At 68.0% G+C, this 16,225-nt stretch carries 10 protein-coding genes; 5 read left to right on the forward strand and 5 right to left on the reverse strand.

The window, feature by feature from the left end; all coding sequences use genetic code 11:
* Positions 1 to 42 precede the first annotated feature (42 nt).
* Genes GMST_RS03215 through GMST_RS03230 form a run of 4 tightly spaced genes read left to right on the forward strand, consistent with a single transcriptional unit; the run spans position 43 to position 3,720 of the window.
* Positions 43 to 480 carry a FixH family protein gene (locus tag GMST_RS03215; protein ID WP_183353162.1) on the forward strand — a complete coding sequence of 146 codons (438 nt, stop codon included), beginning with the start codon at positions 43 to 45 and terminating at the stop codon, positions 478 to 480.
* Positions 480 to 2,897 carry a heavy metal translocating P-type ATPase gene (locus GMST_RS03220; protein ID WP_183353163.1) on the forward strand — a complete coding sequence of 806 codons (2,418 nt, stop codon included), beginning with the start codon at positions 480 to 482 and terminating at the stop codon, positions 2,895 to 2,897. Before GMST_RS03215 ends, GMST_RS03220 begins: the two co-directional genes overlap by 1 nt.
* The gene (gene ccoS / locus GMST_RS03225) at positions 2,890 to 3,039 is read left to right on the forward strand and encodes a cbb3-type cytochrome oxidase assembly protein CcoS (RefSeq protein WP_183353164.1); all 150 of its coding nucleotides are present in this window, start codon (positions 2,890 to 2,892) and stop codon (positions 3,037 to 3,039) included. The genes GMST_RS03220 and ccoS overlap by 8 nt, the downstream gene beginning before the upstream one ends.
* Positions 3,040 to 3,048: 9 nt before the next feature.
* Positions 3,049 to 3,720, forward strand: a complete 672-nt coding sequence (locus GMST_RS03230) for a sulfite exporter TauE/SafE family protein (protein ID WP_183353165.1) — start codon at positions 3,049 to 3,051, stop codon at positions 3,718 to 3,720.
* A gap of 112 nt (positions 3,721 to 3,832) precedes the next feature.
* Here the strand turns inward: GMST_RS03230 and GMST_RS03235 are convergent, their stop codons facing one another.
* The 4 genes from GMST_RS03235 to GMST_RS03250 form a co-directional block, all read right to left on the reverse strand.
* Positions 3,833 to 4,813 (reverse strand): diguanylate cyclase, encoded by a 981-nt coding sequence (locus GMST_RS03235; RefSeq protein ID WP_183353166.1) that lies wholly within the window; start codon positions 4,811 to 4,813, stop codon positions 3,833 to 3,835.
* On the reverse strand, positions 4,810 to 8,511 hold the full coding sequence (locus tag GMST_RS03240; RefSeq protein WP_183353167.1) for a PAS domain S-box protein: 3,702 nt from the start codon (positions 8,509 to 8,511) through the stop codon (positions 4,810 to 4,812). The genes GMST_RS03235 and GMST_RS03240 overlap by 4 nt, the downstream gene beginning before the upstream one ends.
* A gap of 205 nt (positions 8,512 to 8,716) precedes the next feature.
* Positions 8,717 to 12,163, reverse strand: a complete 3,447-nt coding sequence (locus GMST_RS03245) for a PAS domain S-box protein (protein ID WP_183353168.1) — start codon at positions 12,161 to 12,163, stop codon at positions 8,717 to 8,719.
* Positions 12,164 to 12,334: 171 nt separating this feature from the next.
* The gene (locus GMST_RS03250) at positions 12,335 to 12,598 is read right to left on the reverse strand and encodes a hypothetical protein (protein ID WP_183353169.1); all 264 of its coding nucleotides are present in this window, start codon (positions 12,596 to 12,598) and stop codon (positions 12,335 to 12,337) included.
* A gap of 310 nt (positions 12,599 to 12,908) precedes the next feature.
* Between GMST_RS03250 and GMST_RS03255 the strand changes: the two genes are divergently transcribed.
* The gene (locus GMST_RS03255) at positions 12,909 to 14,207 is read left to right on the forward strand and encodes a 4Fe-4S binding protein (RefSeq protein ID WP_183353170.1); all 1,299 of its coding nucleotides are present in this window, start codon (positions 12,909 to 12,911) and stop codon (positions 14,205 to 14,207) included.
* 25 nt (positions 14,208 to 14,232) lie between these two features.
* On the opposite strand, the gene GMST_RS03260 is transcribed toward GMST_RS03255, so the two are convergent.
* Positions 14,233 to 16,113 (reverse strand): type IA DNA topoisomerase, encoded by a 1,881-nt coding sequence (locus GMST_RS03260; RefSeq protein WP_183353171.1) that lies wholly within the window; start codon positions 16,111 to 16,113, stop codon positions 14,233 to 14,235.
* Between the last annotated feature and the right edge of the window lie 112 nt (positions 16,114 to 16,225).

Raw genomic sequence — 16,225 nt, forward strand, 5'->3', positions numbered from 1 at the left:
ATCCGAGCGATCGGACGATCACCAAAACAGGAGCCCCACGCGATGTCCACCCCCCAAAAAACCGCAACCCGCTGGCAGTTGGCGCTCGCCTTTTTGGTGGGGCTCTTCGTCGTCGCCAGCATCGCCAGTTTCAGCATCGCGGCCCGCCGGGTCAGCCCCGTCGTCGACCCCGACTACTACAACCACGGCCTCAACTACGGTGCCGCCCAGGCGGCCAACCCCGGCCGCGACTGGACCATCACCCCGCACCTCGAGGCCGGCGCGCTGGTGGTTGCCGTCAAGGACCGCACCGGAGCCCCGGTTGTCGGCGGCAAGCTCCTCCTGACCGCTCCCAACCTCCCCGTCCTCCCGCTTGCCGAGGGGGATCCGGGCCTCTACCGCGCACCGCGCCCGGCAGCCGCAGGCGGCCAACTGCGCGGCACCCTCAGCATCACCCGCGGCTCGGCCAGCGCCAGCCGCCCCGTGGTACTCATCGACTGATGACCGATCCCGGCACCTGCTTTCACTGCGGCTCACCGATCCTCCCCGGCCAGCTTGTCACCGAGACCGGCAGCGGGACCACCCTCTCCTTTTGCTGCCGCGGCTGCCACGGAGCCTACCTGCTGATCAACGGCGCCGGGCTCGCCGAGTTCTACCGGCGCCGCGACTGGCAGGAGTCCGGCGTCGCCGCCTCCGACTTCCAAAGCAACCTGAGCGCCGCCTACCTCGCCCGCTTCGTTCGCCAGCAGGCCGTCGGCGCCACGGTCGACATCATCATCGAGGGGATCCGCTGCGCCTCCTGCGTCTGGCTCAACGAGAAGATCCTGACCGGTCTCGAAGGGGTCCTGGAAGCCCGGGTCAACTACGCCACCGGCCGGGCCCGGGTCCGCTTCGCACCGGAGCGGATCGACGCCGGCACCATCTTCTCGCGCATCGCCCAATTGGGCTACCGCCCGCGCCCCTACACCGCCTCGGCCGCGCAAGAGGCGGCGCAGCAGGAGCAGCGCGACCTCTTGATCCGCTTCGGCACCGCCGTCTTTCTCACCATGCAGCTCATGGCCTACGCCTTCGGCCTCTATGCGGGTTACTTCCAGGGGATCGGGGCGGGGATGAAGAACCTCTTGCAGCTCTTCTCCCTGGCCGTCACCACCCCGGTCATCTTCTACTGCGGCTGGCCCTTTTTTTCCGGCGCCTGGCGCGCCCTGAAAAACCGCGCCGCCAACATGGAGGTGCTGATCGCCCTGGGGGCCCTCGCCTCCTACGGCTACAGCGCCTACGCAAGCTTTACCGGCGGCGAGGTCTACTTCGAGACCGCGGCGATGATCGTCACCCTCATCCTGGCCGGCCGGCTTCTGGAGAACGCCGCCAAGCGGCGCGCCTCGAGCTCGATCGAGCTCCTCCTGGGGCTTTCCGCCGGCGAGGCCCGGCGCCTTACCGGCGACACCCTCGAGACGGTCGAGGCTGCCGCGCTCGAGGTGGGGGACCGCATCGTGGTGGGCGCCGGCGAGCGCTTCCCCACCGACGGGCGGGTCGAATCCGGGATGAGCGAGGTCGACCAGTCGCCGGCCACCGGCGAGTCGCTGCCAGTCGCCAAGGGGCCGGGGGATCCCGTCATCGCCGGGAGCAGCAACCTGACCGGCACCCTCACGGTGCGCTGCGAAAAGGTGGCCGCCGAGAGCTTCATCGCCCGCATGGCTCACCTGGTTGAGGAGGCCCAGAGCCGTCGGGCCCCGATCCAGGGGGTGGCGGACCGGGTCTCGGCCCTCTTCGTCCCCCTGGTCTTGCTGGCCGCGCTCGGCACCCTCTTCTGGCAGGCCGCCCAGGGCCTTACCTGGGAAAGCGCCCTCTTAAACGCCCTGGCGGTCCTCCTGATCGCCTGCCCCTGCGCCCTGGGGCTCGCCACCCCAACCGCCATCCTGGCCGGCACCGGTGCGGCCGCCGCGGCCGGGATCCTGTTTCGCGGCGGCGACATCCTGGAGCGCCTGAGCCGGGTGGACCACGCGGTGTTCGACAAGACCGGGACCCTCACCCAGGGGGTGCCGGAACTCGCAACCATCGAGGCGGAACCCGGCTGCGACCCCGCCCGGCTCATCGCGCTCGCTGCCGCGCTGGAGGCGGGTTCCCGGCACCCGGTGGGGCTCGCCATCTGCGCCGAGGCGGCCCGCCGGGGCCTGGTCGTCCCGCGTGCCGAAAGACTTCTCACCGTGGCCGGCGGCGGGGTGACCGGCCGCCTGGACGGCGAGCGCCTTTTGGTGGGGAGCGCCCGTTTCCTCGCAGAAAACGGCGTGCGCGAGCTCCCCCGGGACCGCGTCTACCCCTCCGGCGCCCTGGTGGTGCACCTTTCCTGCGGCGAGCGCCTCCTCGGCACCCTGCTCTTTAAGGACCGGCTGCGCGAGGATGCGGCCGAGGTGGTGCGCTACTTCAGCGAGCAGCAGATCGAGGGGTGGCTCTTAAGCGGCGACCGCCAGGAGGCCGCCCGCCAGGTGGCGCAGGCGGTCGGCCTCACCCGCGCCTTTGGCGAGCTCGCCCCGGCGCAGAAGGCCGAGCGCCTCGAGGAGCTGCGCCGCCAAGGGGGGGTGGTCCTCATGGTCGGCGACGGGATCAACGACGCGCCGGCGCTCGGGACGGCGGACGTCGGCTGCGCCGTCGCCGGCGGGACCGACATCGCCATCGAGACCTCGGACCTGGTGCTGGTGAAGCCCGAACTGGGGCGCCTGGTGCTGGCCCACCGGCTGGCCCGGCGCACCATGGCCGTCGTGCGCCAGAACCTCGCCTGGGCCTTTCTCTACAACCTGATCGGGGTCCCCCTGGCCATGGCCGGCCGGCTCACCCCGATCTACGCCGCCTGCGCCATGGCCCTAAGCTCGTTGTGCGTGGTGGGAAACTCGCTGAGACTTCTGCGGAGGAACGATGGATAGCTCGCTCATCGCACTCATCGTGCTGTCGCTCTGCCTGGGGTGCGGCTGTTGGCTGGTATTTCTCTGGGCGGTAAAAAAAGGCGAGTTCGAGGATATCGAGCGCCCCAAGCACCGGATGCTCGACGACGAGGATGAACCCTAGGAGGAGTGCGTGCTGACCATCTGGTTTGCCTTCCTGGCTGGCCTGGCCGGGAGTTTTCACTGCATCGGGATGTGCGGGGGGGTGGTGGCCGCCCTCTCGGTCACCCGCGGGGACCGGCCGCTCTCGGCACGGCTCGGGACGCAGCTATTTTACAACCTGGGGCGCATCACGACCTACGCGCTCCTGGGGGGAGTGGCGGGGTGGCTCGGCGCCGCGCTCGACCTCTCTGCCCTGCGCCCCTTCACCCGCTGGTTCCTCTTCGCCGCCCACGGTTTCGTCATCATGGTGGGGCTTGGCTCCCTCTTCGGAGTCGGCCCCTTCGGCATCGCCCTTCTGGACGGTCGCGGCGCGCGCTGGTTCGCCGCCCCGCTGCGCCTGGCCGCCGGTTCGGGCTCGGCCTGGGCCGCCTACCCCTTGGGGCTGGTCCTCGGCTTCATCCCCTGCGGGCTGGTCTACGCCCCGCTCATCAGCGCGGCCGCCGGCGCCGCTCCCCTTCAGGGCGCCCTGCAGCTCGCCGCCCTGGGGCTTGGCACCTTGCCGGTCCTCTTTCTCTTCGGCAGCGCGACCAGCGCCATCTCCGGCGGCCTTAAAGCCCTCATGCTGCGCCTGGCCGGCCTGTGCGTGGCGCTCATGGGAGCGGCCGGCCTCTGGCGCGCCCTCGCCGCGAGCTGCTGCGGCTAGCACGGGTCTCGAGCCAAAAGGCAAAAAGGGAGCGGCACTTGTTCCCGATGCCGTCCCCCCTCTCCGTCGCCCGCCAAGTCGTCAATCGCCAAATCGCCAAATCGCCAAATCGTCAATTGTTTAACTCCGCCAGCGTCACCTGGTTTCTCCCCTTTTCCTTGGCAAGGTAGAGCGCCCGGTCCGCCTGGGCCAGGAACCACTGGGGGGTGCGCTCCCCCTCCACCTGGGCCCCGACCACGCCGATACTCACCGAGACCACCTGCGCGACTTCGGAGCCCGCATGGGGCACCGCCTGGTCCAGCACCTTCTGGCGCAGTTTCTCGGCTAAAAGCAGCGCCTTGTCGGGCGGGGTCTCCGGCAGGATCACCGCGAACTCCTCCCCACCATAGCGGGCCGAGACGTCCCCCGCCCTCATGAAGGTGGAGCGCAAGGTCGCCCCGAGGAGCCGCAGGCAGCCGTCACCGGCCACGTGGCCGTAGTGGTCGTTGTAGCGCTTGAAGTAGTCGACGTCCAAAAGCAACAGCGAAAGGGGCTGCCGGCTGCGGAAGGCACGCTTGAGCTCCAGGTCGAGCATCTCGTCGAAGTGCCGCCGGTTGGCGAGCGCGGTGAGCCCGTCCTCGCGCGCGAGCCGTTTGAGCGCCTCGTTCTTCTCGGTAAGCTCCCGCCCCAGCGCCTCCAGGAGGTCCCGGTTCCTTTTCAGCTCCAGGTGGTTGCGCACCCGCGCCTTCACGATGGGGGGGGAGATCGGCTTGGTGAGGTAGTCGATGGCACCGCTCTCCAGCCCGCGGGTCTCGTCCTCCTCGCTCCCCATGGCGGTTATGAAGATGACCGGGATCGCCGCGGTCGCCGGGTCCGCCTTCAGCGCCGCGCAGACCTGGTAGCCGTCCATCTCGGGCATCATGATGTCCAAAAGGACCAGGTCCGGCATCTCGCGCTGCACGACCCGCAGACCGTCCGGGCCGTTCTTGGCGAAGAAGACGTCGTAGTCGGCCTGCAGGATCTTGTAGAGGATCTCGATGTTGGCGAGGGTGTCGTCCACGATGAGCACCCGCTGCCGCACCGCCTCCCGGGGTTCCCGGTTCTGCTGGTTCATAGCGCGACCTCCAGGTCGAGGGCGACCTCGTCGAGCACCTTACTCGCCAGCTGGAAATCGAGCGCCTCGAGGGGCCCCTCGAGCCGCGCGGCGTTTTCGGCCGGCAACTGCGGTTTGAGCTCCTCCCAGACCCCGAGCGCGTTCAGGTTGTCGGCCTTCAACAGGGAGGCGAGCCTGCGGCAGAGCTCCCCCAACTGTTCCAGGTCGAGCGCCCGGGGTGCCGGCGCGGGCTGCTGCGCCGGGTCCCCCGTACCGATGAGGAGCGCCGAGGCGAAGAGCTCCTCGAGCCGCGAGTGCAAAAGCTCGAGAGCTCCCGCGCGCTCGGCAGCGTCGCGCCCCAGTAACGGCTCCAGCTCCCGGGCCGCCCGGGCCAGTTCCAGGGCCCCCAGGTTCCCCGCCACCCCCTTGACGGTGTGCACCAGGCGCCGGGCCCGCGTAAGGTCCTGTTCGGCCAGGGCGGCAGCGATGTCGTCCATAAGGCCGAGGTTCTCCTTCCTAAAGCTCTGCAAAAGCTTGCGCAAGAGCGCCGGACTCTCCAGGGTGGCAAGCGCGCGGCGCAGGTCGAGCCCCGGGAGCCGCTCCGGAAGCCCCCCCGCCGTCTCCTGCGTCCCCGCCCCCGGCAGCGCCGGCTCTGCCGGCAGCTGCGCCGCGGGAATCCAGCGCAAAAGGGTAGCCACCAGCTCGTTGATGATGATCGGCTTGGTCACCTGGTCGTTCATCCCCGCCTCGCGGCAGAGCTCGCGCTCCCGCAAAAGCGCGCTCGCCGTCATGGCGATCACCGGGAGCTCCGCCCAGGCCGGGTTCTCGCGGATCCGGCGGGTTGCCTCCAGGCCGTCCATGACCGGCATCTGCACGTCCATGAGGACGGCATGGATGAGGCTCCCCGGCTCGCTCAGGCGCTCGAGCGCCTCGGCGCCGTTCCCCGCCACAACCACCCGCGCCCCCTGGCGCTCCAAGAGCTCGCAGGCGACCTCCTGGTTGATCGGGTTGTCCTCCACCAAAAGGATGCACATCCCCCGGCAACCGTCCACCACGGCAGCCCCCGGCGCGAGGCACCTGAGCTGCTCCGCCAGGGCCAGGCGCTCCTCCTCCGAGGGGGTGGCGAAGCTCGCCACGAAGCTGAAGGCGCTCCCCTGCCCCGCCTCGCTCCCCACCCGGATCACCCCCCCCATGAGCTCCACGAGCTGGGCGCTGATGCTGAGCCCGAGCCCGGTGCCGCCGTAGCGGCGGGTGGTGGAGGCGTCGGCCTGGCTGAAGGCGCTGAAAAGCCGCTCCTGCTGTTCGGGGGTCATCCCGATCCCGGTATCGGTCACCGTGAAGCGCAGGGTGCTCCGGCCGGAGCCGCTCGCTAAAAGATCCACGGCAAGCTCCACGACCCCTTTCTCGGTAAACTTGATCGCGTTGCTCATGAGGTTCAAGAGGACCTGGCTCAACCTGAGCGAGTCCCCGGAAAGGAACTCCGGCACCTCGGGCCCGCAGGCGAGGCGCAGCTCGACCGGCTTCTCCTTCACGGTCGCGCTCGCCACCTGGCAGAGCTCCTGGAGCACCGAGGCGAGGCTGAAGGGGGCGCACTCCAATTCGAGCCTCCCCGCCTCGATCTTCGAGAAGTCGAGGATGTCGTTGATCACCCGCAACAGGAGGTTCGAGGCGCTCTTGGCCTTCTCCAGGTACCCTTTCTGCGCCGCGCTCAGCTCGGTCTGCTGCAAGAGGTAGAGCATCCCGATGGCGGCGTTGATCGGGGTGCGGATCTCGTGGCTCATGTTGGCGAGGAACTGGCTCTTCGCCCGGGTAGCGGCCTCCGCGGCCGCGGTCGCCTGACGCAACTGCTCCTCGGCGCGCCGGCGCTCGGTGACGTCCTCCTTCACCGCCACGAAATACCGGATCTCGCCCTTTTCCCCCTTAAGCGGGGTGATCGAGGCGGCCTCCCAGTAGAGCTCGCCGTTCTTCTTCTTGTTGCGCAGCTCGCCGCGCCAGACCCTGCCGGCGAGGATGGTCTGCCAGAGCTCCCTGAAGAAGTCGTTGTAGTGCCAGCTGCTGCGCACCAGGCTCGCGTTGCGCCCCACCACCTCTTCGGGGCGGTAGCCGGTCACGGCGGTGAAGTTCGGGTTCACGTACTCGATGACCCCGCGGGGATCGGTGATCATGACGGTAACCGGGATCTGCTCCACGGCGAGCGAGAGCTTCTGCAGCGACTCCTCGGCCTGTTTTCTCTCGGTGATGTCGCGCAGCGTCTCGATCACCGCAATGACCTCGCCGGCCGCGTTGTGGATGGGTGCCGCGTCGAAGCACAAGAAGCGCTCCCGGCCATTGAGCTCTCTGAACCACCCCTCGCCGTAGAGCCCCTCCGCGTTCAAAAGCGACCTCCCCCAGACCCCGTACAGCTCGTCCACCTCGCCCAAGGTCTCGTCCAGGATCAGGTTCGCGAGCACCGGGCGCGCCGCGGGGTAGAACGGGCGCCAGGGCTCGCGGGTCCCCAGCATCCGCTCGGCCGAGACTCCGGTCAGCTCCTCCAGGGCCCGGTTCCAGATGATGATGCGGTGCTCGCGGTCCAGGACGTAGGTGGCCACCGACGAGTTCTGGATCAGGTTTTCCCGGAAGGCCTCCTGCTCCAGGGCGGCCCGTTTCTGGCGGTGGACCTCGTGCACCATCCGGTTGAAGGCGGCGGCCAGGGTGCCGATCTCGTCGTCGCTCGCGATGCGCACCGGCTCGGGCTCCTGCTCCAGCCCGGTGATCGCCTCGACGTGCCGGGTGAAGCGGAAAAGGGGGGCGCTCAACTGGCGCATGGCGAAGCGGGTCGCCAGGGCGGTGAAGCAGAGTGCCGAGACGAGCGCTGAGAACAGGTACCACTTCGCCTTGTTAAGCGGCGCGTAGGCCTCGACCTGGGGGGTGTTCCCCACCAGGATCCAGCCGTTGGTCTTGAGCCTCTTGCAGGAACTGATCAGGGGGACCCCGCGGGTGTTCACGGTCTCGGAGGTCCCCTCGAACCCGGCGAGCGCGGCGTCGACCAGCCGGTTTCCCCCCGGTGGCACGTCGTGCTTGAGGATCCGGCTGCGGTCCGGGTGCACCAAAAGGTCCCGGTTCTGGTTCATGAGGAAAAAGTAGCCGCGCTCCCCGAAGCGGGCCTCGGCCAGCTTCCCCAGGTAGTTGGCCTTCAAGAGGTCGAGCGAGCCGCAGAGCATCCCGACCAGGTGCCGGTCCTTGGTGTAGATCGGCGCGGTGATCACGATGATGGGGAGCTTGCGCCTAAGCGAGAGGAAGGGCTCGGATATCACCGATTTGCGGATTTGAACCGTCTTTTGGAAGTACTCCCGGTAGGACATGTTGCCGCCGTTTATCTGCGGGCGGGGGGGATTGCTGGCGATCACCGTCCCCTGGGCGTCCAGAAGGAACAGGCCGTTATCAAAGGTCTCCAATTCGTCCGGCTGCAGCCTCAGGTAGCGCTCGGCCTGCACCGGGTCCTGGAAGAGTTCCGGGCGCACGGTGCCGGCCAGGGCGACCAGCTGGCGCTGGGTCAGCAACAGCTTGCTGTCGATCTCGTCGGCCACCAGGCTCACCAGGCTGTCCTGCTGGCGCGCCGTGGTGTTCATGAACTGCCGCTCCAGGTACAGGTAGGTGCAAAACACCATGACCGAGAGCACCCCGGCGACCAGGAGGGAGGTCATCACGCTTATTTTGGTAGTAAGGGTCAGCTTGGGCATGAAGGACTCGCAGGGGTAGTCCCCCGCCGGCTGCCGCACGGGCGGCCTGGGCAGGGGGCGTTACTGCGGTCCTTATCGGTTCAGGCGGGAATGTCTTTAATGGGAGATGAGAAAAACGGGGTAAGGGGGAACCTGACAGCGCAGGTGGGCATCAAGCCGCAAGGGGAGCGGACCCAAGGCGTGGGACCGGGGGGAGCGCCTGCCGTCAGGAGGGCTCCCTGGCCCGGATCGCCTCCTTGACCTTGGCGCTCAAGGTCCTGGCGTCGAAGGGCTTCTGCACGAAGATCACCCCCTGGGAAAGCACCCCGTGGTGGGCGATCATGTCGGCGGTGTAGCCGGACATGTAGACCATGCCGACCGTGGGGCGCAGGGAGCGGACCGCGTCGGTGAGCTCGACCCCGTTCATCCCGGGCATGATCACGTCGGTCAACAGGCAGTCGATGCGCTGCTCCGGGCGCCTGCAGAACTCGAGCGCCTCGGCCGGCGTGGCGGCCACCAGGACGGAGTAGCCGGCGCTCTCGAGCATGAGCCTCGCCATCTGGCGCACGCTCACCTCGTCCTCGACCAGGAGCACCACCCCCTCGCCCGAGCTGAGCGCCTCGGCCGCCGGCACCTCGCAGCTCCCCTCGCCGCTCAGGCGCGGGAAGAACAGGGCGAAGGCCGCCCCGCGTCCCGGCTCGCTGAACACCTCGATGAAGCCGTCGTTTTGCCGCATGATGCCGTACACGGTGGCGAGCCCCAGGCCGGTCCCCTTCCCCACCCCCTTGGTGGTGAAAAACGGCTCGAAGATGTGCCCCAGCATCTCGCGGCTCATCCCGACGCCGCAGTCGCTCACGGTGAGCTGCACCCAGTCGCCGGGGCGCGCCTCCGGGTTCGCCTGGCAGTAAGCGGCGTCCAGGGAGAGGTTGCGGGTCTCCAGGGAGAGGGTCCCGCCGCTGGGCATGGCGTCGCGGGCGTTCACCGCGAGGTTCACCACGATCTGGTTGATCTGGGCGGGGTCGATGAGCAGCGGCCAGAGCCCCTCGGGGAGGGTGAGCTTGAGCCGGATGTCTTCTCCGATCAGGCGCAAGAGCGTCTTATGGGTGCTGCGGATCAGGTCGTTCAGGTCCACCCGGCGCGGCGCGATGATCTCGTTGCGCGAGAAGGCGAGCAGCTGCTGGGTGATGTCGCGCGAGTGTTCGGCCGCCTTGATGATCTCCCCCAGGTAGTCGTGGAAGGTCTCGCTGCCGATGGCCACCAGCCGGGAGAGTTCGGCGTATCCCAGGATGACGGTCAGGTTGTTGTTGAAATCGTGGGCCACCCCGCCCGCCAGCCGCCCCACCGCCTCCATCTTCTGGGCCTGGACCAACTGCGCCTCCAAAGAGCGCCTCTCGGTGATGTCGCGGTTGAGGCCGATCATGCGCAGCGGGCGCCCCTGCGCGTCGCGCACCACCACCGCGTTCCCCTTGAGGCTCTTCACCTTGCCGTCGGGGTGCACCACCCGGAACTCGGTGTCGAACTCGGCGCGCCCCTCGAGCGCTGCGTCCCCCGCAGCCAGGGTGCGCGGCAGGTCCTCGGGGTGCAGGCACTGCATCCAGGCGGTCCGGGTGCCCTCGAACCCCTCCGGGTCCACCCCGTAGAGCTCGAACATCCGCTCGCTCCAGACCAGGGCACCGCTTACCACATCCAGGTCCCAGATCCCGAAGCCGCCGGCGCTGATGGCGAGTTCCATGCGCCGGGAGGCCTCGCGCAACAGTTCGTCGTGATGCTCGCGGTCGCTTATGTCGCGCACCAGCCCGAGCAGGACGGTCTCGGCGTCGCCCAGCAGGCGCCCCACGCGGATCTCCACCGGGAAGGTCGAGCCGTCCTTGCGCCGCTGCCGGCCGCGCACGGTGCGGAACTCGCCGGGCTCAAGCCGCCGCCAGTGCCCCAGCGCCTCCTGGTGGTCCAGCTCCATCTCCAGGTCGAAGACGCTCATCCGGAGCAGTTCCTCTCGGCTGTACCCCAGCGACTCGCAGGCGCGCCGGTTCAGATCGAGGAACCTGCCGTCCAGGGTGTGCAGGAAGAAGGCGTCGCCGGCCTGTTCCACGAGCGTCCTGAAACGCGCCTCGGAGCTGCGCAGCTCTTCCTCGACCAGCCTGCGGTCCGTGATGTCCCGCACCACCCCGATGACGCCGATCACCCGCCCCTGGGCGCTGCGCAAAGGCGAGAAGCTCTGCGAGACCCAGCAGGTCCTCCCCTTAAGCTCCGAGTGGAAGGCGAACTCCAGCGACCCGACCCGCTCCCCCTTGAGCACCCGCTCCAGGTGCCCCAGCACCTCCACGCTCCCCAGGAAGGAACCGACCTCGCGCGGATGCCGCCCCAGCACCTCGACGGCCGCAAGCCCGGTGAAGCGCTCCAGGTAGGGGTTCCAGACCTGGTAGCGCAGGTCCAGGCCGAACACCACGATCCCCTCTTCGGCGCAGTCGATGATCTGCCGCTGGAACTGGCTCGAGGCGCGCAGTGCCTCCTCGGAGAGGGTGCGGTGGGTAACGTCGTGCAGAAACCCGTGCCACAGGGTGCTGCCGTCCGGCTCGCGCTGGGGGACCGAGTGCCCCTCGACCCAGATCACGCCGCGCCGGGGGTGGTTGATGCGGAACTGCTCCTGCCAGGGGTTCAGGGTGCGGGCCGAAAGCGCGACGCTCCGCGTAACCCGGTCGGCGTCCTCGGAGTGGATCAGGGCGAGGACCGCCTGGGCATCGCGTGTCACCTCGGCGTGTGATACTCCGTAGAGCTTCTCGAGCGCCGGGCTCGCGTAGAGGAAGCACGAGGAGCCGTCCGGGCGCATCAGGTAGGAGTAGATCACCCCGGGGACGGTGGCCGCCACGCTCGCCAGCTGCTCGCGCAGCGCGAGGCGCTCGCCCAGGCTCTGGACCGCCTGCTTCTGCTCCGTGATGTCCTGGCAGTAGGCGATGGCGTGACCGTCGTCGAGCAGCACCGCGCGCAAAGAGACCCAGACCGGGGAGCCGTCGGCGCGCAAAAGCCTCGTCTCCAGGTCGACCCTTCCCGCCTCGAGGAGCGTACCAAACGTCTCGAGCACCTGGAGCTGTTCCTCCACGAGGTGCAGCGCCGGAACCCGCATCCCCCTGAGCTCCTCAAGCGGGTAGCCGAGCAGGGCGACCGCGGCGGGGTTGCAATCCACGTAGTTCCCCTGCCGGTCCACCACGAAGACCGCGGCGGGGGAGTTCTCGAAGTAGGAGCGGAACTTAAGCTCGCTTTGCCGCAGGGCGAGACCCGCCTTTTCGCGCTCCACGGCGAGACGGATCTGGGCCTCGGCCTCGCCGGCACGCAGCTGGGCGCGACGCGCCAGCTCGGTGAGCGCCGAGACCATCAAGCAGGTGACCAGGAACAGGGCCAGGCCGATCAGGTCGGCGCTGTCGCGAGCCGCGAAACTGCCCAGCGGTTCCATGCTGAAGTACAGGGAGAAGAGTGCGGAGAGGAGGGAGGTAACGAGGCCGCCGGTGACGCCGCCGTAGAGGACGGCGATCATCACCGCGGGGAAGAAGGTGACGTAGGGTGCCCGGGTGCCAAGCCCACCGAGAAAGGCAAAGCGCAGCAGCGCGGCCGCGACGAAACAGCCCAAGGCTATCAGGTAGGGGAGCCAGGAACGGCGGGGGATGCTGGGAAAGATCATGGGCACCTGCAAGGGGTCGGCAAATTTCTCATTATACTACCAGCCCTTGCAGGAAAGGGAAAGGGATTTCATCCGATAACTAGCTGAAAGCGGGGAGTATTCCCCGACCGACGGGTCGCGAGTCGGAGCTGTCCCTGCCGCAGCGCCGTGGTCCCCCCTGCGCTGCCGCCACTACCAGCCGGCGGGGCGCAGCGCTCCGCTGTGGGTTACCGCGTGGTGGCGCTGAGTCAGCTGGCGGCGCCGGTACAGGCTTTTAAGGCGCCTCCCCTGCAGAAAAAGGCCCGCCGCGGCGCCGTTTTCCGGCCCCTGCGCGCACGAGGTGGGGGAGCAGGGGACCGCGTCGCCCTGCGCAGGGGCTGCCTCCTTGGACTGGACCGGGAAGAGGTAAGGGTGCACGAACGGAAAGACCTTGCTGAAGTGAAACAGTGCAAACATGGCGTCGCTCCTGGAAAACCGTGCTGAGGATCTGCCAGCACTCTTTTCACGCCGCGTGCCAGCAGCCGGCCCGGGCTAAGGTGCGGAAAATGCGTGACAAAGGTCCCTCCCGGCCCGACCGGCGCCCCGAAAACTGCGCAGGGTGCGCACAGAGCCGCTTCAAGGTTTGCACAGCGCGCCAAGGGGCGACGTGGCAGCCGGATCGGGAGGTCCGGGTCCGACGGGCGCAGCGGCAAAAAAGAACGGCTCAAGTTTCCCGCGCTGCAACCGAGTCGTAAATTATCTGTTATTAATTTACAAAGAGGTTGCCATGGACGAGCGGACCCGGACCGCATCCCGGTCCTACCAGCAGCTCATCGAGCGGATCAACCGCTTCCCGCAGGGTGCACCCGCCTGCGAACTCCTGGAGAGGATCCTGCGCATCCTGTTCAGCGAGCGCGAGGCCGCCCTGGTCGCCCAACTGCCGCTGCGCCCCTTTGCGCCGGCCAAAGCCGCAGCAGTCTGGCGGGTGAGCGAAACCGAGGCACGGCGCCAGCTCGAGGAACTGGCCGCCCGCGCCATCCTGGTCGATCTGGAGCACGACGGCGACACCTGGTATTTCCTTCCCCCCCCGATGGCCGGGTTCTTCGAGTTCTCATTGATGCGGGTGCGCCCGGACCTGGACCAGGAGGCGCTCTCCCGGCTCTTCTTCGAGTACCTGAACGTGCGGCAGGAGTTCATCGAGGAGCTCTTCGCCCGCGGCGAGACCAAGCTGGGGCGGGTCTTCGTGAACGAGACGGCGCTGGCGCCGGAACTGACCGCACAGGTGCTTGACTACGAGCGTGCCAGCGAGGTGATCCGCGGCGCGAGCCACATCGCCGTGGGGCTTTGCTACTGCCGCAACAAGATGGCGCACCTGGGAAGGGGCTGCAGCGCCCCTTTGGACAACTGCATGACCTTCAACAAGGTGGCGCGCTCGCTCATCAAAAACGGCAGCGCGCGGCAGGTGGAGGCAGCCGAGGGGCTCGACCTATTGCAGCAGGCGCGGCAGCTGAACCTCGTGCAGTGCGGCGACAACGTGCAGCGGGAGGTGAACTTCATCTGCCACTGCTGCGGCTGCTGCTGCGAGGCGATGCTCGCGCTGCGCCGCCTCGCCATCCCGCACCAGCAGTACAGCACCAACTTCCAGGCCCGGATCGATCCGGCGCGCTGTAACGGCTGCGGCAACTGCCTTAAGTACTGCCCGGTCGAGGCGATCACGCTTGAAAAGGGGGAGGTTCAGACAGGGGGGAAGGCTGCGGCTCGGCTTTTTAAGGAGCTTTGCCTGGGGTGCGGGGTATGCGTGGGGAACTGTCCGCGCCGGGCCCTGAGCCTTGAGGCGCGGCCGGAGCGGATCGTGACGCCGGTGAACGCGGCGCACCGGGTGGTGTTGATGGCCATCGAGCGCGGTACCTTGCAGCACCTCATCTTCGACAACCAGGCCCTTTTCAGCCACCGCGCCATGGCCGCCATCTTCGGGGCGATCCTGAGGCTTGGGCCGGTGCAGCGCCTCATGGCCAGCCGGCAGCTCAAGTCGCGCTTTCTCGAGCGGATCATGCAGGACGTGGAGATCACCGACTTTTCGAAATGAGCCGCCAGCGCCGGGGGGCGCGATGCTAACTCTTCTTGCCCCGTGCCGTTTTCCGCGCCGGTCTCGCGGCGGTTTTCCCGGCAGCGGGTTTCTTCGGCTCAGGCTTCGCGGGGTTCTTCGCGGCGTCGATCCAGGCCGAGATCTCCCGGCCGCTTTTGAGGGCACTCTCCGGCAGTTCCAGCTTGAGCTTCTCGGCAAGCGCCCGGGCGTAGCGCAGCTGCCCCTCGCTCGGGCCGCCCCCCTCGCCCCGCTCCACCGGTTTCGCGTACCCCATCTTGGCGTGCACCCCTTTGCAGAAGCGCTGCCAGGTCTCCTTGTTCTCCACCACCAGGTCGAGAAACCCCTCCATGCGGCGGGTAAGATCGTAGTCGATCACCCAGGGGTGCTGCTCCCTGAGGTAGTCCACCAGCGTCTCCCCCGGCGGCAGCGGGACCACCTTCCCCTTCTCCTCGCGCACGTAGCCGCGGTCGGTGATGTTCTTGGTGATGGAGGCATAGGTCGAGGGTCGGCCGATCTCCAGCCGCTCCAGCTCCTTGACCAGCGAGCCGAAGGTGAAGCGCCCGGGGGGCTTGGTCTTCTTCTCGTCGAGCGTCTCCCCGAGCTTGGGCACCAGCTCGCCTACCGCCACCTCGGGGAGCGCCTGCAGCGGATCCTCCTCGCCGCGCGGTTCCTTCTCCTCCTCGGAGTCGCTGTAGACCTTCAGGAACCCGTCGAACTTGAGCACCCGGCCGTTCGCCTTGAACTTCTCCCCGGCCACGTCGAAGACGAGCGTCGTCGCGTCGTAGACCGCCTGCGCCATCTGGCTCGCCACCGCGCGCCGGAAGATCAGGTCGTAGAGCCGCGCGTGCTCGGGTGTGAGCCCCTCGCGGGAGATCAGGGTGGCGATCTCGGAAAGAGAATGCATGTGGGTGGGCCGGATCCCCTCGTGGGCCTCGGCCTGGCTGTTCTTCGAGGCGAAGCGGTTCGGTTTCTCCGGCAGGTACCGGGCCCCCAGCGTCCCGGTCAGGAAGCTGCGCAGCTCGGCGATGAACTCGTCGGCCATCCTCACCGAGTCGGTGCGGTGGTAGGTGATGAGCCCCTGCTCGAAGAGCGCCTGGGCAAGCCGCATGGTCTGTTCGGGGGGGAGCTTCAGGCGGGCCGCGGCGGCAGCCTGCAGGTCGACCGTGGTGAACGGGGGCTTGGGCGATTGCCGGGTCTCCCGGCGCTGCACCTTCTCGGCAAGGGCGAAGCGCTCCCCCTTGATCGCCTCGACGATGGCCTGGGCCTCCTCTTGCACCTCGAACTTGCCGCGCAGGTGGCGCGCGCTGAACCGCGTCCCCTCCTTATCCAAGAGAATCGAGAGAACCCAGTAGGGGGCCGGCACGAAGGCGCGGATCTCGCGTTCCCGGTCCACCACCAGGCGAACCGCTGGCGACTGAACCCGCCCCACGCTGAACTTGCCGCGCAGGTCCCGGCTCGCCTGCGGCGAGAGGAGGTAACCGACCAGCCGGTCCCCCACCCTGCGACCTAAAAAGGCGTGGTAGAGCCCGGCGTTGGTCTTCTCGAAGGGGACCGCGCGCGCAAGCGCCTCCTTGAGCCCCTTCTCGGTCACCTCGAAGATCTCCAGGCGCAGGCAGGCCTTGGCGACCTCGTGCACCTCCTCGAAGACGTGGTTCGAGATCGCGTACCCTTCCCGGTCGGGGTCGCCCGCCAGCATCACGGTCTCCCCCTGCGCCGCCTTGCGCAGCTCGCGGGGGAGATCCTTCTTCCGGTCGTGGTAGACGAAGTTCGGCTGGTAGCTTGAGAGGTCGACCCCCAGGCTCGACTCCGGGAGATCCTTGAAGTGGCCGACCGTGGACATGGTCTTCGACTTCAGGATCGACTGTATCTTGCGCGCCTTGGTGGGCGACTCGACGATGATGAGCATAGAAGGCTCCGCGGTGCACAGACCGTTCGGGGAAACTTAATCGGCTGAAGCTGGCTGTGGTACAGTGAGCTGTACAACTGAACAACGAGGTATTACATGAATTCGATAACCT

The organism is Geomonas silvestris (genome assembly GCF_014193515.1).
Lineage (GTDB): Bacteria > Desulfobacterota > Desulfuromonadia > Geobacterales > Geobacteraceae > Geomonas > Geomonas silvestris.